The sequence below is a fragment of the Comamonas trifloxystrobinivorans genome (assembly GCF_043359985.1).
Taxonomy (GTDB): Bacteria; Pseudomonadota; Gammaproteobacteria; order Burkholderiales; family Burkholderiaceae_C; genus Comamonas; species Comamonas trifloxystrobinivorans.
Genome location: NZ_JBHZGV010000006.1, coordinates 95,147 through 114,715, shown reverse-complemented (window position 1 = coordinate 114,715; position 19,569 = coordinate 95,147). Strand labels below are relative to the sequence as shown.

Sequence of the window (19,569 nt, the reverse complement as noted above, 5' to 3'; positions counted from 1 at the left end):
TCCAGCCGCAGCGCTACAGGGCCTTCGCCGGTACAGCCGGCAAGTGCATTTGCACTTCGAAGCCCGGGTGGCCATTGCGAAAGCGCAGCTGACCGCCGTGCAAGCGCACCACGGCGCTGACCGAGGCCAAGCCCAGGCCGGTCCCTGGTTGCTCTTGGTGCGCCCGAAAAAACCGTTGCGCCAGTTGCGCCAGATCGGCCTGCGCCACGCCCGGCCCCAGGTCGCGCACCGTGATCGCTGTTTGCGGCGCATCACTGCCCAGATCTGCCACGTCTACGTCCCCCGCCTCGCTCGCCTCCAAAACCATGTGCACCCCCTGGCCGGCTTGGCTGCCATATTTGATGGCGTTTTCCACCAAATTGGCCAACGCACTGGCCAACAGGTTTCTGTCTCCCAGCGCTTGCGGGCGGCCTTGCACTTGCAGCTGTATGCTGCCGCCTTGCTCTTGCACCAAGGGCTCGTAGAGCTCGTACATGTCCTCTAGCAGGGCGGCCACATCCACAGCGGTAAAGGCCTGGCGCAAAGCGCCGCTTTCCACCTCGGCAATCGCCAGCAGTTTGTCGAACACCTGGCCCAGCTCGGCCACTTCGTTGGCGACCAGGCGCAGGGTCTCGCGTTGCTCGGCCGGGTCGGCGTTTTCTGCGGCTCGCAAGCGCAGCAAGATGCGGGTCATGGGCGTGCGCAGGTTGTGCGCAATGGTGTTGGAGACATGGCGAACGCCATCCATCAGCTGCTGCAGGCGCTCCAGCATGCTGTTGATGTCGCGCCCCAACAGCGCAAATTCGTCCTTGTGCCCGGCCGGCACCGGGATCCGCTGCGCCAGATCGCCCGCGGCCACCCGGGCCATGGTGGTGCGGATATCGGCTGCCCGCATGTCGACGACGCGGCGGAAAGTGATGGCGCCAATCACCGCCAACAGCAAGGCAAACACGGTGACGATGCCACTGGCGCGTGCGAACAGGTCTTCTATGTCGCGCTGGGCTTGCATGTCGCTGCCCACCACCAGGAAATTGCCGTTGGACAATTCGAGGGCCTGCACCCGCCCGACGATTTGGCGCCCGTCGCGCCACACCTGGAGCTCGCGCATGCCAAATTGGCTCAGGCGCCGGGGCGGAACAATGCGGGCATTGCCGATGATGGTCTCGCCCACCCGGTCCAGCAACAGGATGATTTCGGTATCGGTATTGATGCCGTCGCGCAGCATGTGGTCGATTTCGCCGCGCAAGGCATTTTCGCCATGGATGGCGCTGTATTCCTGCAAGCGCTTGAGTTGGCTGTTGGCATACAGGTCCAAGCGGTTGCGCAAGACGCCAACAATCTGTATGTAGAAAACAGCCAGCACCACCGCCACGGTGAACACCATCATCGCGCCATAGCTGAGCGCCAGCCGAAACGCCAGCGAACTCCAGGGGCGGATCTGAGACATCACACCGCTGGCAGCGTTTGCGCTTGGGGCGAGAGGCAGTAGCCCACGCCACGCACGGTATGGATCAGAGGCACGGCGTGGCCTTTGTCGACCTTGGCGCGCAGGCGGCTGATGTGCACATCGATCACATTGGTTTGCGGGTCAAAGTGGTAATCCCACACCGATTCGAGCAGCATGGTGCGGGTGACGATCTGGTTGACATGCTGCATCAGGTAAGCCAGCAGCCGGAACTCGCGCGGCTGCAGCACCAGCGCCTGGCCGCCACGCTCGGCGCTGCGCGTCATGAGGTTCAGCCGCAGGTCTTCCACCTGCATCTCCCGCGGTTTTTCGGTGACTTGCGAGCGGCGCATCAGGGCTTCGAGCCGAGCCACCAACTCGGAAAACGCGAATGGTTTGGAGAGGTAGTCATCCCCACCGGCCTTGAGCCCGCGCACGCGCTCGTCGGTAGACGAGAGCGCGCTGAGCACCAGCACGGGCGTGTTCTTGCCCATGGAACGCAAGGCCTGCACGATTTTGAGGCCGTCAAAATCGCCCGGCAGCATGCGGTCGAGCACGATGGCATCCCATTCCTGCCCCACCGCCTGGGCCAGGCCCTGCACACCTTCGTGGCAAACCATGACTTGTGCGCCCTGCTGGCGCAGGCCGTCTGCGATGAAGCCGGCGTTGAGCTGGTCATCTTCAACAATCAGGTAGCGGTGATTGGCCAAGGTGGATTCGACTCCCATGTCCAGAACTATAGCGTCAAAGCCGCGCCCCCGGCTCTGCGCTCAAGGCGGCAATAGCGGCAGGTTGCCACTGGCCACACGCACGCGCCATTGCGCTTCGAGCATGTCCTTGACCAGATCCAGGTGGTCCATGCGGCGTTCGCGCAGGTTGTCAAACACATCAATCATCTCCAGCACATTGCTCTTGCCCAGCACATAGGAGTCTTGGGCCATGCGGTGCAGCTGGTCGAGCTGCAGCAAGGCTTCGTCCTCGAAAGTCTGCAATGCCTCGTTGGCCAGGCGCAGCTGCTGCAGGCTGCGCATCAGCTCGGCCTGCGCAGCCACCTCGACCGATTCCTGTTTGTAGCGGGCCTGCATTTCGTCGGCGCGCGCCTTGTCGACCGCCCCTTGCTTGCGGTCGAACAGCGGAATGTCGACCGACACGCCCACGATGCCGTAGCGCCCATCTTGCCGGTGCCTGACCCGGGTATAGCTGAGCGCCGGCGTCGGTATGGCTTCGCGCTGCTGCAGTGCAATTTGCTGCCGCGATTGCTCCAGATCAGCGGCGGCGGCTTTGAGGGCCGGCAAGCGACCACGGGCCTGCTCCCACAGCGCATCGCTGCTGGCATAAGCAGAGGCTGGCAATGGCTTGAGCGAGCCCAAGGCCTGGGGCTGCCAGCGCGGCAACGAGGCCAGCGCTGCCATTTTGCTGCTGGCGTCCTGCAAGGCGGCCTGCGCCTTGCGGATCTGGATATCCATTTGCGCCACTTGCAGCGCTATGCGTGCCCCGTCGTACTGGCTGCGGGCACCGGCTTCGATCTGGCCTTTCACAATTTTTGCGGCGCCGGCTAAATCGCTGCCCGCGGCCTGCCACAACTCCAGGCGCCGCTGCGCTACCAGCACTTCGTTGAAGGCCCCGGCGGCCTCGTTCATCACCTCTTGCACGCCACTGTTCCACTGCGCTGCGGCCACCTCTTCGGCCTGGCGTGCGGTTTTTACACGCTGGCTGAGCTGGCCAAAGATGGGCAGCGGTTGCGAGATGGACAAGTCCTTCTCCTGCGGCTGCTTGCTCAGGCCCAGCGTCGGATTGGGCCAGGTGCCAGCGCTCAGCGTGTCGGCTTGCGCGGCGGCAATGCGCGTGCGGTCGGCCTTGAGCTGGGCGCTGTTGCGCACCACCAGTTGCAGATACTCGTTCAGGGTTTGCGCCTGCGCGGGCAAGGCGTCCGCCAACGCTGACGCAGGTGCAGCCACGGGCACCGGCGCCGCCGCTTGCTGCGCCTGCGCAGCGCCCGCCAGCCAGCTGGCGCACAGCAGCGCGCACACCGAGGAGAGCATCCTTTTATTCAGCCGAGCGCTCATCTTCTTCTTCCTGGGTCAACATGGTTTTGGGGCCCAACACGGCGTAGAGCACCGGCAGCAAGACCAGGGCGATCAGAGGCAGCACCATCATGCCGCCCACGATGACCGAGGCAAAGGGACGCTGGGTTTCACTGCCCACGCCGGTGGACATGGCCATGGGCAGCAAACCCAGCAGCGCCAGCAGCGCCACCAAAATGACCGAGCGCATGCGCTCCGCCGCGCCCTCCACCAGCGCAGGCATCAGGGGCAGGCCCGCCCGGCGGCGCTCTTCCACGCTGGACAAGACCAGCAAGCCCACCAGAGCGACTTGCCCCAGCAGCGCGATAAAACCGATCGCAGCGCTGATCGACAGCTCGATGTGCGTCACATGCAATGCCACCACTCCGCCCACCATGGCAAACGGCGCGCACAGCATGATCACGCCCGCACTGCGCGCTCGGCCCAATGCGCCAAACAGCAGGGCATACACGATCAGCAGCGACAGCGGCACCACAATGCGCAAACGAGCGGCAGCGCGCTGCTGGTTTTCCCACTCGCCACCCCAGACGGCGGTATAGCCTTCGGGCATTTTTACTTTCTCCTGGAAAGCTGCCAGCGTGTCTTTGACGACCGAGCCGATGTCGCGCCCCTCGACGTTGAATTTGAGCGCCATGTAACGCGCATTGCCTTCCCGGAAGATCGATGAGTTGCCGATCTCCACCTTGACCGATGCCAGCGAGTGCAGCGGCAAGGACTGGCCTTTCGGTGTGGGAATGGCGATCTCGCGGATGCGGGCTTCATCCATGCGGTCCACATAGGGCAGACGCACCCGCACGGGCACGGGATACTGGCCTTCCCACAAGGTCGTCACCACATCGCCGGCCAAGGCCATCTCCAGCGTTTTTTGCGCGGTGTCCATGTCGATCCCCTGCCGGGCCAGGGCCAGGCGGTCAAAGGTCACATGCACTTGCGGAGCGGGGGCATCGCGGTACAGCCCCAGATCAACCACGCCTGCAATCGGCTGCACCGCATCCACCGTTTTTTGCAGCAAGGCCCGCAGCTGCGGAATCTCGGGCCCGAACACTTTCAGCACCACCTGGCCGCGCGCGCCCGACGAGGACTCTTCCACGCTGTCGCGAATCGGCTGGGCAAAGTTGAAGGCAATGCCCGGTATCTCTTGCAGGCTCTGGCGCATGCGCTCGATCAGCGCCGGCTTGCTCAGGCCCTGGGTCCACTGCTCATGGGGTTTGAGTCGCACCAGCACCTTGGCCAGGTTCAGGGTTTCGTTGTCGGTGCCCGATTCGGGGCGCCCTTGCTCGGAGATCACCGATATCACCTCGGGGAACTGGCCCAGGCGCGCGCGCACTTCGCGCAGCACTTCCTGGCCTTTTTCCAGCGAAATCGAGGCCGGCATTTCCACCAGCACATAGGCGTCGCCCTCGTCGAGCTCGGGCAGAAATTCCGTGCCCAACCAACGCCCTGAATAGCCCACCAAGACCAGCACGATTACCGCCACCAAAGCCACCAGCGAACGGGCGCGGGTGGATTGCAGCACCTTGCCAATAAAGCGTTCGTAGCCGTGGTGCGCACGGTCGAAAATCTTGGGCTCTTCGACCATCACATGCTTGGGCTTGAGCAGCAGCGCGCACAAGGCCGGCACCAGACCCATGGCAAACACCAGCGCGCCCAGCAGCGCGAAGGTGTAGGTCATGGCCAAGGGGCGGAAGATGCGCCCTTCAATGCTCTGCAACGAGAACACCGGTATCAGCGCCGCGATCACGATGGCCATGGCAAACAAGGTCGGTTTGGCCACCGCCACCGCCGAGTCGATGATGATGTGGCGCATGTCCGCCTGGGTTTGCGGCTTGCGCAGGCGGGCATTGCGGATGATGTTTTCTGCCAGCACCACCGCGCCATCCACCATGATGCCGAAGTCGATGGCGCCCATCGATATCAGATTGGCCGGCATGCCCAGCCAATGCAAGCCGATGAAAGCCACCAGCAAGGACAGCGGAATCACCGTGGCCACAATGAGCGAGCCGCGCAGGCTGCGCAGCACCAGCCACAGCACACTGACGATCAGCACAGCACCGAACAACAGGTTGTGCTGCACCGTGGCCAGCGTGTGGCCCACGAGGTTGGAGCGGTCATAGCTCGTGACCATCTTCATGCCCTCGGGCAACTCGCCCCGGTTGAGCTGCTCCACCTTCAGGTGGATCTGGTCCAGCACGCGCGACGGGTTCTCGCCGCGCTTGAGCAAGACGATGCCTTCGACCACGTTGTCCATGTCGTCCATGCCCACCGAACCCTGGCGCGGCGTGTGCGCTTGAAACACCCGCGCCACATCACCAATCGTCACCGCCTGGCCCCCGCGCATGGCCACCACCACACGCTGAATATCCTCTGGCTGCGCCAACAGGCCGATGCCGCGCACGATCAGCGACTGCTCACCGCGGCGCAGCAGGCCGCCGCCCACATTGCGGTTGGATTTGGCCAGCGCATCGCCCACGTCTTCGAGCGAAATATCCAGGCTGTAGAGTTTTTGCGGATCGACCTCCACATGGAACTCTTTGACAAAGCCACCGATGCTGACGATATCGGCCACCCCCTGGACCTGTTTGAGCACGCGGGTGACATGCCATTCCTGCTCGGTGCGCAGTTGCGCCAAGGTGTGGCGGTCGCTTTGCAAGCGGTAGTAGTAGATCTTCCCCAGCGGCGTGTAGTCGGGCGCCATCTGCGGCGTCACGCCCGGCGGCAGGTCCGCCTGCGGCATGCGCTGGGACACTTCGGCGCGGGCCTTGAAGCTGTCGGCATCGTCGTTGAACACCAGGTTGATCATCGAGAGGCCGAAATAGCTCTCCGAGCGCAAAGACATCAGCCCCGGCGTGCCGTTGAGCTCGCGCTCGAGCGGCTGGGTGATCTGGCGCTCAACCTCTTCAGGCGCCAAACCAGGCGCCTGGGCAATCACCCCGACCTGCACATTCGTCACATCCGGATAGGCTTCAATGGCGGTGTTCAGGTAAGACCAGACCCCATAAACCGCAATGGCAACGGTGGCGCACAAGGCCAGCAAGCGGCGGTGCACGACAAAGGCAATCAGTGAACGTAGCACGGTGGCTTCTCCTGCTACGGTTTACAGCATCTGGCTGGCAGCACCGTCCAGCAGCAGACCACCACGCACCACGATCTTGTCGCCCGCCTGCAGTCCGCTTTGGACAGGCACCGTGCCGCGCAGCGGCTGGCCCAGCACGACATTGCGCGCCTCAAACAAGCCGTCGTCCACCTGCACGTAGACGATCGAGCGATCACCATCCTTGATCAGCACCGCCGTCACCGGAATCAGCATTTGCTGCGTGGCAGCCAGCGGAATCTCGACCGAGGCCTGCATGCCCGGCCGCAAGCCTGGCAGTTGCGCCTTCAGGTCGATCAGCACGGTGGCGCGACGCGATTCCTTGTCCAGCACCGCGCCGATATTGCGCACCGTACCGGCCGCGGTGGCCGCCAACTGCTGCACCTTGACGATGGCCTCTGCGCCCACATGGATGCCCGAGAGATCGCCCTCGAACGCGTCTGCCACGATTCGCATCGCGCCCGGATCGCCCACCAAAAACAGCGCGGCGCCATTGTCAGCAGCCGCGCCGGGCATGGCATTGCGCTCAGCAATCACGCCCGAGCGCGGAGCACGCAACACCACCCGGTCCCCCGAGCCCGCGCCCAGCAAAGCCGCCGCGCCTTGCGCCCGCGCCAGCTCTTGCGAGGTCTCGCGCAACTTGGATTGCGCCGCACGCAGCTCCATCTCTACGCCCACGCCCTTGGCCAGCATGGTGCGCTGGCGCTGCTCTTCGACTGCCGCCAGATCTTTGGCCGTGCGAGCTGCCTCCACTTCGTAGCGAATACGCAAGGCATCGGGGCTGACCAAGGTAGCCAGCGTATCGCCCGTCTGCACCTTGTCGCCCACCTGCACATTCACCGAGACCACCCGGCCTTCCACAGGAATCGCCACCGCAGTCACTTTGTCATCCTGAAAAGCCACCCGCGCCGGCATGGCCGTGGTTTGTGCGGCGCCCGACTGGCTCAGGCTCACGATCTCCAGCATCTTCAGCGAAGCCGGCTGCAACCGCACCTGTCCCGGCGCCAGTGCCGCAGCCTTGGGAGCGCTCGCCTGCTGGGCAGCTGCATCCGTTTTGCCTCCGCAGCCGACCAAAGCCATCGCCAGGCTGGCCGCCACCGCCCAGGCCCAGCCCTGGCGAAATGAGTAGAAATGAAGATCCATCCGTGCCCCTGGTGTCTGTGTCTCGCTGTACCGCTCGCTGGCGGCGTTTTTGGGGCATGCCCCTTGCTCCCTGGATGCTATGCAGGCGCAGCAAGACTCGGGATTACCGACGAATTACGATTTGGTTAGCTTTGCCTCTGGGCCTGAACAGCCACGCACAGGCTTGCTTGCGGCCGCACCAAAGGCGGCCAGGCAAGCGCACGGCGAATGCCGGGGACAGCACAAGCGGCGTGGACGATTAACACAGGTTTACAGCTGAGCGGTACAAAAAACGGCAAGATGCGCCGATGCCTTCTTCCAACCACCTTGTCCGGGCCGGGATCGCAGCGCTCTGCAGCCTGTGCCTCAGTGCCCTGCCAGCGCAGGCGCAAACCGCAGCCCCCGCTGCCACACCCACGGCCATTGCCGTTGAGATTGATGGGCTGTTCGCTGCACTGCTGCAATCGGGTTGCGAGTTCAGCCGCAACGGCAGCTGGTACAGCGCCAAGCAAGCCAGCCAGCATTTGCAAAGCAAATACGATTATTTGCTGAAGAAGAAACTGGTACCCAGCACCGAGGCCTTCATCGAGCGCGCCGCCAGCCAAAGCAGCGTATCGAGCAAACCGTACCTGGTGCGCTGCCCAGGCCAGCCTGAGGTGCAAAGCAAGCAGTGGTTCAGCGAGCAATTGCAGCAGCTGCGCGCCAGCAAATAAAGCGCATCGCCCATAAAAAAGCAGCTGCTGCGCTTTGTCAGCGCAGCAGCTGCTTTTGCGAAATTGACTGATTAAGCGCGTTCGACCGGGTTGGCGAACAAGGCTGCCAGCGCCTCGCCCGGCTCTTCGGCGCGCATGAATGCCTCGCCCACCAGGAAAGCGTTGATGCCCGCATCGCGCATGGTTTTCACATCGTCTTTGCTGAGAATGCCCGATTCGGTCACCAACAGGCGATCAGCCGGCACGTTCTTTTGCAAATCCAGCGTGGTCTGGATGTTGACTTCAAAGGTGCGCAGGTTGCGGTTGTTGATGCCGACCAGCGGCGTCTTCAATTTCAGCGCACGCTCCAGCTCCGCGCCATCGTGCACCTCCACCAGCACCGCCATATCCAGGCTGCGAGCGATCTGCTCCATCTCGGCCATTTGCGCGTCTTCCAGGCAAGCGGCGATGAGCAGAACGCAATCTGCGCCCATGGAGCGCGATTCGTAGATCTGGTAGGGATCGACCATGAAATCCTTGCGCAGCACGGGCAGCAAAGTGCTGGCGCGGGCCTGCTTGAGAAAATCCGGTTCGCCCTGGAAAAACTGGCGGTCCGTCAGCACCGACAAACAGGCTGCCGTGGCATTGCCGTAGAGCTTGGCCTTGTTGTTGCTGTTGCCCACCATGTAGCTTTGCGCAATGTCGGCCGGGTCGAAATCGGAGCGAATCACGCCCTTGCTCGGGCTGGCCTTTTTGATCTCGGCGATCACGCCCGCCTCGCCTGCCGCGATTTTGGCGCGCAGGGCGCCGACAAAATCGCGCGTAGCCACTCGGCTTTCCGCATCGCGGCGCATGGCCTCAAACGGCAAACGCTTTTTGGCAGCGGCGACTTCTTCGACTTTGACGTCGCAGATTTTTTTCAAGATGTCTGACATAAATTAGTCCTTTGCTACGCAGCCGCTTCAAGCCTGCTGCTGAGAAAACGCCACCAGATCCTTGAGCTTTTGCAGCGCCGCGCCACTGTCGATGGCAGCACGCGCGCGCTGCAAGCCGTCTTCGATGGAGCTGGCCACGTTGGCGGCATACAGCGCGGCGCCGGCGTTGAGGCAGACGATGTCGCGTGCCGGGCCTTGTTCGCCTTGCAAGATGCCCATCAGCATGGCTTTGGATTGCTCGGGGTTGTCCACGCGGAAAGCGCGGGTGCCCACCATCTGGATGCCGAAGTCTTCGGGGTGGATCGCGTATTCGCGCACCACGCCGTCTTTGAGCTCGCCGACCAGGGTGCTGGCGCCCAGGCTGATTTCGTCCAAACCATCGCGGCCGTACACCACCAAGGCGTGCTCAGCGCCCAGGCGCTGCAGGGCACGTACCTGGATACCGACCAGGTCTTCGTGGAACACGCCCATCAAAATATTGGGCGCGCTGGCCGGGTTGGTGAGCGGGCCCAGGATATTGAAGATGGTGCGCACGCCCAGCTCTTTGCGCACGGGCGCCACGTTCTTCATCGCCGGGTGGTGGTTGGGCGCGAACATGAAGCCGATGCCCACCTTGGCGATGCTTTGCGCGATTTGCTCGGGGCTGAGGTTGATGTTGACGCCAAGCGCCTCCATCGCGTCTGCGCTGCCCGATTTGCTGGAGACACTGCGGCCGCCATGCTTGCTGACCTTGCCGCCTGCTGCCGCGATCACAAAGATGGAGCAGGTGGAGATGTTGAAGGTGTTGGCGCCGTCGCCGCCGGTGCCAACGATGTCGACCAGGTTCGTGCGGTCGGCCACATTGACCTTGTTGGAGAACTCGCGCATCACCTCGGCGGCGGCGCTGATCTCGCCAATGGTTTCCTTTTTGACGCGCAGGCCGGTGATGATGGACGCGGTCATCACGGGCGAGAGCTCGCCCTTCATGATCATGCGCATCAGGTGCAGCATTTCGTCGTGGAAGATTTCGCGGTGTTCAATCGTGCGCTGCAGCGCTTCTTGGGGAGTGATCGACATGGTGTGTTGAATATTCGTTTCGATGAAGGATCAAGCGCCCGGTTTGTCGCTGAACGCCAGCTTGAGGCCGAAGCCGATGAACATGGCACCGGCCGCACGGTCCAGCCAGTGCAGACGGCTGCGCAGCCAGCCAGCGCGGCTCGCCAGGCCCGAGCCCAGCCAGACCCACAGCACATTCACCGGAATGGCATTGATGTTGAAGAGCAGGCCCAGCGCCGCAAAAGCCAGGCTTTTGTGGGCGTAGTCGGCAGCGATGAATTGCGGGATGAAAGCCAGAAAGAAGATGGCGACTTTGGGGTTGAGCACATTGGTCCAGAAGCCGCCCCAGAAGATGCGCGCCAGCTGCAACGGCTGGGCCGGGCTGGCGGCTGCACTGGCCGGCACCGCCAGCGGGCCGTTGTTTTTGGCCCGCAAGAGCTTGAGGCCCATCCACAGCAGATAGGCGGCACCCAGCCATTTGAGCACGCTGAACGCAGTGGCCGATGTGGCCAGCAAGGCGCCCACGCCCAAGGAGGCCGCTGCCACATGCACCATGCAGCCAGCGGTGATACCGGCGCTGGCCACCAGGCCGGCACGCATGCCCTGGCGGGTAGCGTGGCTGAGCATGTAGAACACGTCTGGCCCAGGAGTGAGATTGAGCAACCAGCCGGCGGCGATGAACATCAGCAACTGGTGCAGCTCAATCATCAGCGCTGCTCCAGAAAGTTCTTCAGCATCGCGTGGCCGTGCTCGGTCAGGATGCTTTCGGGGTGGAACTGCACGCCCTGGATGGGCAGGCTCTTGTGGCGCACGCCTTGGATTTCGCCGTCTTCGCTGGTAGCGGTGATTTCCAGGCAATCAGGGCAACTGCTGCGCTCGATGACCAGCGAGTGGTAGCGGTTGACGGTGAACTGCGCGGGCAGATCGGCAAACACGCCTTGCTGCGTGGTGCTGATGACGCTGGTTTTGCCGTGCATTTGCTGCACGGCACGGATGACGTTGCCGCCAAAGGCCGCGCCAATGGCCTGGTGGCCCAGGCACACGCCCAAAATAGGCAGCTTGCCGGCAAAGTGCTGAATGGCGGCCACCGAGATGCCAGCTTCGGCCGGGCTGCAGGGGCCGGGCGAAATCACCAGCCAGTCGGGTTGGTGGGCGGCAATCTCTTCGAGCGAGGTTTCGTCATTGCGCACCACGACCACCTCCACCCCCAGCTCGCCAAAGTACTGGACAATGTTGTAGGTGAAGCTGTCGTAGTTGTCGACCATCAGAAGCTTTTTCATGGTCTAGTCCTTGGGCTTGCCGCCCGCTTGCAGGCGGGCGAGTTCGCGGTGTTCGTAGGCGATGTACGTTTCCATCATCGCGCGGTAGATGGCCTCGATCACATCGGGCTGGCCGCCTTCCAGCGCTGCGCGTTCACGCACGCGGGCGACGATGGTTTCAATGCGCTCTTCATCGCGCACCAGATCCGGGTTGTTCTTGCACTTGGCCGCCTGGGTCATGTAGCCGCCGCGCTCCACCAAGAGTGGCACCAGAATGTCGTCGAGCGCGTTCACATTGCGGCGCACGTCGGTCATGGTGTTGCAGTCTTGTACTTTGTCGATAGCGCGGGTCATTCCAGTCCTTCCTCTACGAGTTCTGCCGCACGCAACAGTGCGCGGGCCTTGTGTTCGGTTTCTTTCCATTCCAGCTCGGGCACCGAATCGGCTACCACGCCGGCCGCCGCCTGCACATAGAGCATGCCGTCCTTGATGACGCCGGTGCGGATGGCAATAGCCAGATCCATGTCGCCGGCAAAGCTCAGGTAACCCACGGCGCCACCATAGATGCCGCGCTTGGTGGGTTCGAGCTGGTCAATCACTTCCATGGCATGCACCTTGGGCGCACCCGAGAGCGTGCCAGCCGGGAAGGTGGCCTTGAGCACGTCCATGCTGCTCATGCCATCTTTCAAAATGCCTTCGACGTTGCTGACGATGTGCATCACGTGGCTGTAGCGCTCTACCGCAAAAGCCTCGGTCACCTTGACGCTGCCAATCTTGGCAATGCGGCCAATGTCGTTGCGCGCCAGGTCGATCAGCATGACGTGCTCGGCACGCTCCTTGGGATCGTTGATCAGCTCTTGCTCGGTGGCCTTGTCCTTCTCGGGCGAAGCGGCGCGCGGGCGCGTGCCGGCCAGCGGGCGGATGGTGATTTTCTGGCCTTCTTCCACCTTCTCCTGGCGCACCAGAATCTCGGGGCTGGCGCCCACCACCTGGAAATCACCAAAGTGGTAGTAGTACATGTAAGGGCTGGGGTTGAGCGAGCGCAGCGCGCGGTACAGCGACAGCGGGCTCTCGGTGTAGCGCTTGTGGATGCGCTGGCCCACCTGCACTTGCATGAAATCGCCTGCGGCGATCATCTCCTTGGCCTCTTCCACGGCCTTCAGGTAATCAGCCTTGGCAAAGCTGCGTTCGGCCGGGTGGCTGTCGCCTGCCTTGATCTGCGGCACGCTCACCGAATAGCGCAGCTGCTCTTTGAGCTGGCGCACGCGCTTTTTGGCTTTGCTGTAAGCCTCGGCTTCGGCCGGGTTGGCGTAGACGATCAGGTAGAGCTTGCCCGAGAGGTTGTCGATGACAGCCACCTCTTCGCACTGCAGCAGCATGATGTCGGGCGTGCCCAGCGTATCGGACGGGCAGCTTTTCTCCAGCTTTTTCTCGATGTAGCGCACCGCGTCATAGCCAAAGTAGCCGGCCAGGCCACCGCAAAAACGCGGCATACCGGCGCTGAGCGCTACCTTGAAACGCTGTTGATAAGTGGCGATAAATTCCAGCGGGTTGCCCACATGGGTCTCGACGATCTGGCCATCGGTCACCACCTCGGTCTTGGCTTCGGCGCCAAAGCCGCTGGCGCGCAGCAGGCTGCGAGCGGGCAAGCCGATAAAGCTGTAGCGGCCAAAACGCTCGCCACCGACCACGGATTCCAGCAAAAAGCTGTGTTTACCGTCATCGTGCGCGTGGCACAGCTTCAGATACAAAGAGAGTGGAGTTTCCAGATCCGCAAAGGCTTCTGCGACAAGAGGAATGCGGTTGTAGCCTTGGTTGGCCAGACTTTTGAATTCAAGTTCGGTGATCACGAACGGGGTCCCCAGCTTTGGCAGCGCACGCTGGATGTGTGCGATTCGTGCGCTGCAGTTCATCAGGTTTCGGCCATGCCAGGGGGCATGGCCTCGGGCGCACGCTGGGGCGTGTCACCCAGCGGCAATCAAACAGTTACGGACGCAGGCTTACGCCAGGGCCAAGCTCCCCGGTCCGAGCAACCTGCAATAACTGCGTGATGGATGAACATGGGTCTTAGTGTAGCAAACGATTCAGGCCTGCAGCGCCAAATCGGGAATAAGGGCTTTTTTGCCAGCAGGCTGGGCGGCCACCAGCTCGCGGTAATAAGTGGGCAAGGCAAACAGCGCCGGGTGCAGCTCTGCGTTGTAGAACTGCAAATCGCCCACGCCGCGCTCTGCCAAACGCTGCGCGGCCAAAGCGGGCGTCAACAGCGCCGGCTGCAGGCTGTCCGAAGCCACCGCCAGGCCCCAGTACGCGCCGTAAAGCGGGATGTAAAGGCCATAGCACTGCACCTGGGCAAACTCGCGGCGCAGGCATTCGGCCAGTTGCTGCACCTGCTTGGCATGGAAAACCGGGCTCCCCAAGTGCTGCACCACGGCGCCGCCGGGCGCCAGCACGCGTTTAATGCGCTGCAGCGCCTCGGGCGTGTAAAGGGTTTCGGCCGGCGTGTCCGGGTCGGTCAAATCCATCAGCACCAGATCGAAGCGCTCGTCCGTCTCGGCCAGCAGTTGCAAGCCGTCGCCAATGCGTACTTGCAGGCGCGGGTCGTCAAATGCGCCACGGTGGATTTTCTGCAGGTGCTTGCGCGCCGTCTCCACCACCTGGGCATCCAGCTCGGCCAGCACCACGCGCTCGATCGTGCTGTGCTTGAGCAGCTCTTCGGCCGCGCCGCCATCGCCGCCGCCGATGATCAGCGCACGCTTGGGCGCAGGGTGCGCCATGGCTGCGGGGTGCACCATGGCCTCGTGGTAGAAGAATTCTTCTTTCTCAGAAGTCATGAAGCGCTCATCCAGCCGCAGCATGCGGCCGAATACGGGCGACTGCAGCAGCTCCAGCTTTTGGAAAGGCGTTTGCTTGCGTTTGATGACTTCGGCGCGGAAGCTGTAAGCGCTGTTGCTGGTGAGCTCTTCACGCACCCACTGCTCGGCAGCCGAGCCGGCAGCGCTGATGTCGCCGCGCTGCAGGTGCTGGCGCTGAATGCGCTCGGGTTGGAAAGCGGCAACCACCGATTCGAGCAGCTGGCGCGCCTTGCCCGAGTTGTCGTCCGAGAAGTTGCAGACGTAAACATCAAGCGTGACATTGCCCGTCTCGGGCCAGGTATGGATGGCCAGGTGCGATTCGGCCAGCAGCACCACGCCAGTCACGCCGCCGGGCTGGCCCTGGTAATCCGGGAACTTCACCCAACTGTCATCCACCAGCGTCAGGCCAGCGGCATGGGTTTGCGTGGTACACAGCTGCGCGAGTTGCTGCGCATCCAGCAGCAAAGCAGTATCGCATTGGCAGCGGTAGAGATCGGCGGTGAGGTGCAGTCCATCCATCGTTGGATTCCTTCTTGTTGCACAGGCAGGCACAGCCGCGCCTGTGAGGTGAATGGAATGGGGGCAAGCAGGCTTGCCCACCGTGCTGCCGGCCGACTATCGGGTCAGCCAAACAGCAAGCAACAGACGATGATAGCCCGCAGCGAATAACGCAAATTGCAGTGCGATATTGCTATTGCGGGCGTTTGCACCAAAGCCGAAATGGACTGAGCAGGCTTTGCGCAAGCTTTGCCCAAAGCCTTCGGACGCTCTTTATCTGATAGCAATCTCCGCCAGCGAATCGACATAACCGAGCGCCTGCACTGAGCGGATCGGCTGGCCGTGGTTGTAGCCGTAGCTCACCAGCACCACCGGGCAACCGGCGTTGTGCGCGGCCTCGGCATCGTTGCTGCTGTCGCCCAGCATCAAGGTGGTGGCAGGCTGGCTGCCCAGTGCTTCGCAGGTTTTGAGCAAGGGCAAAGGATCGGGCTTTTTGCGCTCGAAGGAATCACCGCCAAACACATGGTCGAAATAGCCGCGCAAGCCCTTGGCACGCAGCAGCGGCTCGGCAAACGACAAAGGCTTGTTGGTGAGGCAAGCCATTTTCAGGCCATGGTTGCGCAGGGTTGCCAAGCCTTTTTCCACCCCGTCATAGACCTTGGAGAAGCGGCCGTTGATGGCCAGATAGTGGTGCTGGTAGCGCTCCCAGGCTTGGGCGTAATGGTTGTCCACATCGGCGGCGGACGGCGTTTTTCCGCCCTGCGCCAGCACATGCTTCAGCACCGAGCGCAGCAGGTGCTCCGAGCCCTTGCCCACCATGGGCTCGATAGTCAGCGCATCAATAAGCGGCAACTGCAAATCCGCCAACATGCGGTTGAGCGCCTCGGCAAAGTCTCCCATGGTGTCGACCATGGTGCCGTCCAGATCGACGATGACGGCCTCGCAGCCGGGGAACATTTTTTTCAGATCAAACATGGCATTCATGCCCGCGCGGGCGTCGGAATCAAGAGAAAAGCAAGAGTGCCGCGCCATTCTGCCGCAGATCGCGCTGGCCAGCGGGCAGCTCGTGAGACAGCAGCGCCCGCCGCCCAGCGGCAAGCAAGCTTGCCGTTTGTCGCACCGGAACTGCCGTTGATACAAATCAGTTAGCGCTTTTCACCTACCGCTTTTTATGTAACTAAAATTGTCAATTACAACAAAATAGTTAATATCAATTCAAGAAGAAACGGTAATTGCATGACCCGCACACCCTCTTCCACCCCGTTCCGCCAGCGCGGCTTTACCTTGATCGAGATCATGATTGTGGTGGCGATCCTGGGCATTTTGTCCGCGGTGGCGCTGCCTACCTACCGTGACTATGTCACCAAAGGCAGCATTCCCGATGCCACCTCAACCTTGGCACTCAACCAAGTGAAGATGGAGCAGTGGTTCCAGGACCATCGCGCATACGCATCTTCAGGCAGTACTTGCCCTGTAGAGATCTCAGACACCAAGTACTTCACCTTCAGTTGCACTGCTTCATCGACTGCCTACACCATTACCGGCACCGGCAGATCCAACACTTCCGCTGCTGGCTTTACCTTCACCATCGACCAAGCCGGCACAAAAAAAACCACGGCTGCCCCCAGTGGCTGGAACACCTCGAGTGGATGCTGGGTCAGCTCCAAGGGTGACTCATGCTGAGCCTGCACGCCACAGCAAGCGCCAAGCATGCGCGCGGCATGACCTTGGTCGAGCTGATGATCGGCGTGGTCATTGTCGCGAGTGTTCTGGCACTAGGCATGCCGTCCATGGCGCTGTGGATGAAGAACTCTCGCATCCGCTCTGCCGCTGAAGTCATGCAGAACAGCTTGCAAACAGCCCGTGCCGAAGCCGTGCGGCGCAACGAGGTGGTACGGGTGCAGTTGGTCGACACGATAGGCAACGATTGCAATCTGAACGCCAATGGCCGCTTCTGGGTCACCAACCTGGGTGCTGGCAACAACGCGGCCGCCTCTTGCGGCCAGGCAACCGGCGACAACCAGGACGCCAAGATTTTGCAAAAGGGCGCCCTGTCCACCGCCACCAACGTCAGCGTCACCGCATCACAGACGGTCTATGCCTTCAATGGCCTGGGCCAGCAAGCGGCCACGACCAATCCCACGATCAATCCGCCCAACGCGCTCACCGTGGAGTTCACCGCCGCCGAAGGCAGTTGCATCAAAGACGGTGGCGATGTGCGCTGCCTGAACGTCATAGTCAGCCCGGCAGGCCAAGTGCGCATGTGCGACTCGGCCATCAGCACCCGTGGCGATGCCCTCACGTGCTAAAGGAAACCGCCATGAAAACTCAAGCACTCGCTCGTATCCGCCAGCGCCAAAGTCGCCAGGCTGGGCAAAACCAGCAACGCGGCGTGCTGCTGCTCGAAGCGCTGATCGCCATCCTGATTTTCTCGCTGGGCATTCTGGGCGCTGTCGGCCTGCAGGCAGCATCGGTCAAGCAGGCCACTGCCGCCGAAGACCGGGCAAAAGCAGCCGCGCTGACCAACGACCTGATCAGCCGCATGTGGTCCAGCGACCACACCACACTGAGCACCAACTTCGGCAGCAAAGGCGACGGCTTTGCCAACTGGGTCACAGCGGTCGAAGCATCCAATCTGCCAGGCGTTAAAGGCAGCTCCACCTTGCAACCCACCATCAGCTTCAGCGACGGCCCGGCCAGCGCCAGCGGCGTGGACCGCAGCACCCAGGCGCAGATCACCGTCAAGTGGCAAGCCCACAACGAAACTGCCGCCCACCAATACACAGCCATCGCCGTCATCAAATGACTCCCTCCCCAACTCGCTCGCGCCAAGCGGGCTTCAGCCTGATTGAGATCATGGTCGGTCTGGCGATCGGCATGGTCGCAGTCATCATCATGAGCCAGGTGATGCTGCAATCCGAAGGCGCCAAGCGCAACACCACCAGCGGTGACGATGCGCAGATCAACGCCTCGATTGCACTGTCCAGCCTGGAGCGCGACATCCGCATGTCGGGCTTTGGCCTGAACTCATACAACCTGCTGGGTTGCGCCTGGACCTTCACGCCATCCAAAGAAAGCAGTGCACTGACCAACGCGCTGACGATTGCGCCCGTGGTCATCAACCCGCCCACCAATCTGGTGCCCGCGGGCGACGCCAACACGGACACTTTGCTGGTGATGTATGGCTCTGGTAACAGCCCCTCCGAAGGCGATGCGGTGGTCGCCGCCAGCAGCAGCACTTCGTACAAGGTAACCACGCCTACCTCGTTTACCACCGGCGACAAGACGATTGCACTGGCCTTGCCACGTACCACCAATTGCGCCGTCAGCACCGATCGCGTCACCAACGTGCCTTCAGACGGCACCATCTCGGTAGCCACAGGTCTGAGCGGCATCAAGACTGGCGACATTGTGTACAACCTGGGCGCCCAGCCCATCGTCCGCGCTTACGCCATCCGCAACGGCAATCTCACGGTCTGCGACTACACCGCTTACAACTGCGGCAAGTCCTCTTATGCCAGCAGCCTCAACAGCAACGTCTGGGTGCCAGTGGGCAGCAATATTGTGAGCCTGCGTGCGCAGTATGGCCATGATGGCAAGGAGGGAACGATGGCGGGCATCGTCACCACCTTTAACCAAACCACTCCAGTCGTTAATAGCGCGCCATCTTGCGCCTGGGCGCGCGTGCTCAGCGTTCGCTTGGCCGTCGTCGGCCGCGGAGCTCAGTACGACGGAGAAAAAACAAAAAGTGGAGATCTCTCGGCTGTAACAGATGACAGCAATGCCCCTAAATGGGCGGGCAGCGGCAGCACTGGTGCCCCCAATATCAATCTGGCATCGCTCGATAGCTGGCAACAGTACCGCTACAAAACCGTAGAAACCGCCGTACCACTGCGCAACATGCTCTGGCAAGGCGGACAACCCAGCTACCAAGGAGGGGAAAGCGGATGCTGAAACACCCCCACACCCCAGCCCGCCAACAACAAGGCGTGGTGATGATCGTCGCCCTGATCGTGCTCGTCGCGCTGATTCTGGGCTCGCTGGCTCTGACCAAGTCGGTCTTCACCTCGAACCAGATCGCCGGCAATCTATCCTTCCAAAAGGCCGCTACCAACTCGGCCGACATAGGCGTGGAAAACGCAGTCGCCTGGTTGGAGCAGCAAAACGGCCAGTCCGGCACCTGCAACCCCGGCTCCACCATGCTGGCTTGTGACCACAAGGCCGACGGCTATCTGGCGGCTTTGCAAAACCCGTCGGCCGGTGAATCTTGGTCGGACTTCTGGAACAACACCTTGGTGGCAGCGAGCGCGGTCAAAACCCTCAGCGAAGACGCAGCCGGTAACACCTCCGCCTACGTGATCCAACGCATGTGCAGCACCGCTGGCGACGCCAGCAGCACCAGTGTGTCTTGCTCCACTTCACCCAATTCTTCCGGCGGCACCTGCGCCGGTGGCAGCAGCTGCGACACACAGGGTATCAACCTGTTTGCTGTGAGCCAGGTGTACTACCGCATCACCGTCCGCGTGCAAGGCCCCAACAACACCGTGAGCTTTGTCCAAGCCATGGTGGCCATCTAGC

19 protein-coding genes are annotated in these 19,569 nt (G+C 62.1%); 6 read left to right on the top strand and 13 right to left on the bottom strand.

Going from position 1 to position 19,569, the window contains the following annotated elements:
* Positions 1-13: 13 nt before the first annotated feature.
* Genes ACFIQF_RS08360 through ACFIQF_RS08340 form a run of 5 tightly spaced genes read right to left on the bottom strand, consistent with a single transcriptional unit; the run spans position 14 to position 7,741 of the window.
* The gene (locus ACFIQF_RS08360) at positions 14-1,426 is read right to left on the bottom strand and encodes a sensor histidine kinase (protein ID WP_393941883.1); all 1,413 of its coding nucleotides are present in this window, start codon (positions 1,424-1,426) and stop codon (positions 14-16) included.
* The gene (locus ACFIQF_RS08355; protein WP_393941881.1) at positions 1,426-2,151 is read right to left on the bottom strand and encodes a response regulator transcription factor; all 726 of its coding nucleotides are present in this window, start codon (positions 2,149-2,151) and stop codon (positions 1,426-1,428) included. Before ACFIQF_RS08355 ends, ACFIQF_RS08360 begins: the two co-directional genes overlap by 1 nt.
* A gap of 42 nt (positions 2,152-2,193) precedes the next feature.
* Positions 2,194-3,489: a TolC family protein gene (locus ACFIQF_RS08350; protein WP_393941879.1), complete on the bottom strand. Its 1,296-nt coding sequence runs from the start codon at positions 3,487-3,489 to the stop codon at positions 2,194-2,196.
* The gene (locus ACFIQF_RS08345; RefSeq protein ID WP_393941877.1) at positions 3,470-6,580 is read right to left on the bottom strand and encodes an efflux RND transporter permease subunit; all 3,111 of its coding nucleotides are present in this window, start codon (positions 6,578-6,580) and stop codon (positions 3,470-3,472) included. The genes ACFIQF_RS08350 and ACFIQF_RS08345 overlap by 20 nt, the downstream gene beginning before the upstream one ends.
* Positions 6,581-6,601: 21 nt before the next feature.
* Positions 6,602-7,741 (bottom strand): efflux RND transporter periplasmic adaptor subunit, encoded by a 1,140-nt coding sequence (locus ACFIQF_RS08340; protein WP_393941875.1) that lies wholly within the window; start codon positions 7,739-7,741, stop codon positions 6,602-6,604.
* 287 nt (positions 7,742-8,028) lie between these two features.
* Between ACFIQF_RS08340 and ACFIQF_RS08335 the strand changes: the two genes are divergently transcribed.
* The gene (locus ACFIQF_RS08335; protein ID WP_393941873.1) at positions 8,029-8,433 is read left to right on the top strand and encodes a YfeK family protein; all 405 of its coding nucleotides are present in this window, start codon (positions 8,029-8,031) and stop codon (positions 8,431-8,433) included.
* A gap of 71 nt (positions 8,434-8,504) precedes the next feature.
* Here ACFIQF_RS08335 and trpC read toward each other — a convergent pair whose 3' ends face one another.
* The 8 genes from trpC to gph form a co-directional block, all read right to left on the bottom strand.
* A complete protein-coding gene (gene trpC / locus ACFIQF_RS08330) occupies positions 8,505-9,347 on the bottom strand; it encodes an indole-3-glycerol phosphate synthase TrpC (protein ID WP_393941871.1) in 843 nt (280 codons plus the stop codon).
* 27 nt (positions 9,348-9,374) lie between these two features.
* Positions 9,375-10,403 (bottom strand): anthranilate phosphoribosyltransferase, encoded by a 1,029-nt coding sequence (gene trpD, locus ACFIQF_RS08325; RefSeq protein ID WP_393941870.1) that lies wholly within the window; start codon positions 10,401-10,403, stop codon positions 9,375-9,377.
* Between the two features lie 30 nt (positions 10,404-10,433).
* Positions 10,434-11,090, bottom strand: coding sequence for a LysE family translocator (locus tag ACFIQF_RS08320; protein ID WP_393941868.1), 657 nt, complete (start codon positions 11,088-11,090; stop codon positions 10,434-10,436).
* A complete protein-coding gene (locus tag ACFIQF_RS08315; RefSeq protein WP_393941867.1) occupies positions 11,090-11,662 on the bottom strand; it encodes an anthranilate synthase component II in 573 nt (190 codons plus the stop codon). Before ACFIQF_RS08315 ends, ACFIQF_RS08320 begins: the two co-directional genes overlap by 1 nt.
* A 3-nt stretch (positions 11,663-11,665) precedes the next feature.
* Positions 11,666-11,995: a chorismate mutase gene (locus tag ACFIQF_RS08310; RefSeq protein WP_393941865.1), complete on the bottom strand. Its 330-nt coding sequence runs from the start codon at positions 11,993-11,995 to the stop codon at positions 11,666-11,668.
* Positions 11,992-13,491 (bottom strand): anthranilate synthase component I, encoded by a 1,500-nt coding sequence (gene trpE / locus ACFIQF_RS08305; protein ID WP_393941863.1) that lies wholly within the window; start codon positions 13,489-13,491, stop codon positions 11,992-11,994. Before trpE ends, ACFIQF_RS08310 begins: the two co-directional genes overlap by 4 nt.
* A gap of 234 nt (positions 13,492-13,725) precedes the next feature.
* A complete protein-coding gene (speE, locus tag ACFIQF_RS08300; RefSeq protein ID WP_393941861.1) occupies positions 13,726-15,012 on the bottom strand; it encodes a polyamine aminopropyltransferase in 1,287 nt (428 codons plus the stop codon).
* Positions 15,013-15,264: 252 nt separating this feature from the next.
* Positions 15,265-15,975: a phosphoglycolate phosphatase gene (gene gph / locus ACFIQF_RS08295; protein ID WP_393941859.1), complete on the bottom strand. Its 711-nt coding sequence runs from the start codon at positions 15,973-15,975 to the stop codon at positions 15,265-15,267.
* A gap of 252 nt (positions 15,976-16,227) precedes the next feature.
* On the opposite strand from gph, the gene ACFIQF_RS08290 reads away from it, so the two are divergent.
* The 5 genes from ACFIQF_RS08290 to ACFIQF_RS08270 are packed head-to-tail and all read left to right on the top strand — an operon-like array spanning position 16,228 to position 19,568.
* Positions 16,228-16,674, top strand: coding sequence for a type IV pilin protein (locus ACFIQF_RS08290; protein ID WP_393941857.1), 447 nt, complete (start codon positions 16,228-16,230; stop codon positions 16,672-16,674).
* Positions 16,668-17,300, top strand: a complete 633-nt coding sequence (locus ACFIQF_RS08285; RefSeq protein ID WP_393941855.1) for a GspH/FimT family pseudopilin — start codon at positions 16,668-16,670, stop codon at positions 17,298-17,300. The genes ACFIQF_RS08290 and ACFIQF_RS08285 overlap by 7 nt, the downstream gene beginning before the upstream one ends.
* Positions 17,301-17,311: 11 nt before the next feature.
* Positions 17,312-17,797 carry a hypothetical protein gene (locus tag ACFIQF_RS08280; protein WP_393941853.1) on the top strand — a complete coding sequence of 162 codons (486 nt, stop codon included), beginning with the start codon at positions 17,312-17,314 and terminating at the stop codon, positions 17,795-17,797.
* Complete coding sequence (locus ACFIQF_RS08275; protein ID WP_393941851.1) at positions 17,794-18,945, top strand: PilW family protein; 1,152 nt, start codon at positions 17,794-17,796, stop codon at positions 18,943-18,945. Before ACFIQF_RS08280 ends, ACFIQF_RS08275 begins: the two co-directional genes overlap by 4 nt.
* Positions 18,939-19,568 (top strand): pilus assembly PilX family protein, encoded by a 630-nt coding sequence (locus tag ACFIQF_RS08270; protein ID WP_393941850.1) that lies wholly within the window; start codon positions 18,939-18,941, stop codon positions 19,566-19,568. The genes ACFIQF_RS08275 and ACFIQF_RS08270 overlap by 7 nt, the downstream gene beginning before the upstream one ends.
* The last annotated feature ends 1 nt before the right edge of the window (position 19,569 follow it).

Coding starts and splice junctions, on each gene's coding strand:
- ACFIQF_RS08355 (WP_393941881.1), bottom strand. CDS start 2,151: ATGGGAGTCGAATCCACCTTGGCCAATCACCGCTACCTGATTGTTGAA.
- speE (WP_393941861.1), bottom strand. CDS start 15,012: ATGGATGGACTGCACCTCACCGCCGATCTCTACCGCTGCCAATGCGAT.
- ACFIQF_RS08350 (WP_393941879.1), bottom strand. CDS start 3,489: ATGAGCGCTCGGCTGAATAAAAGGATGCTCTCCTCGGTGTGCGCGCTG.
- ACFIQF_RS08340 (WP_393941875.1), bottom strand. CDS start 7,741: ATGGATCTTCATTTCTACTCATTTCGCCAGGGCTGGGCCTGGGCGGTG.
- gph (WP_393941859.1), bottom strand. CDS start 15,975: ATGAATGCCATGTTTGATCTGAAAAAAATGTTCCCCGGCTGCGAGGCC.
- ACFIQF_RS08285 (WP_393941855.1), top strand. CDS start 16,668: ATGCTGAGCCTGCACGCCACAGCAAGCGCCAAGCATGCGCGCGGCATG.
- trpC (WP_393941871.1), bottom strand. CDS start 9,347: ATGTCAGACATCTTGAAAAAAATCTGCGACGTCAAAGTCGAAGAAGTC.
- ACFIQF_RS08310 (WP_393941865.1), bottom strand. CDS start 11,995: ATGACCCGCGCTATCGACAAAGTACAAGACTGCAACACCATGACCGAC.
- ACFIQF_RS08275 (WP_393941851.1), top strand. CDS start 17,794: ATGACTCCCTCCCCAACTCGCTCGCGCCAAGCGGGCTTCAGCCTGATT.
- ACFIQF_RS08315 (WP_393941867.1), bottom strand. CDS start 11,662: ATGAAAAAGCTTCTGATGGTCGACAACTACGACAGCTTCACCTACAAC.
- trpD (WP_393941870.1), bottom strand. CDS start 10,403: ATGTCGATCACTCCCCAAGAAGCGCTGCAGCGCACGATTGAACACCGC.
- ACFIQF_RS08335 (WP_393941873.1), top strand. CDS start 8,029: ATGCCTTCTTCCAACCACCTTGTCCGGGCCGGGATCGCAGCGCTCTGC.
- ACFIQF_RS08280 (WP_393941853.1), top strand. CDS start 17,312: ATGAAAACTCAAGCACTCGCTCGTATCCGCCAGCGCCAAAGTCGCCAG.
- ACFIQF_RS08360 (WP_393941883.1), bottom strand. CDS start 1,426: ATGTCTCAGATCCGCCCCTGGAGTTCGCTGGCGTTTCGGCTGGCGCTC.
- ACFIQF_RS08270 (WP_393941850.1), top strand. CDS start 18,939: ATGCTGAAACACCCCCACACCCCAGCCCGCCAACAACAAGGCGTGGTG.
- ACFIQF_RS08320 (WP_393941868.1), bottom strand. CDS start 11,090: ATGATTGAGCTGCACCAGTTGCTGATGTTCATCGCCGCCGGCTGGTTG.
- ACFIQF_RS08290 (WP_393941857.1), top strand. CDS start 16,228: ATGACCCGCACACCCTCTTCCACCCCGTTCCGCCAGCGCGGCTTTACC.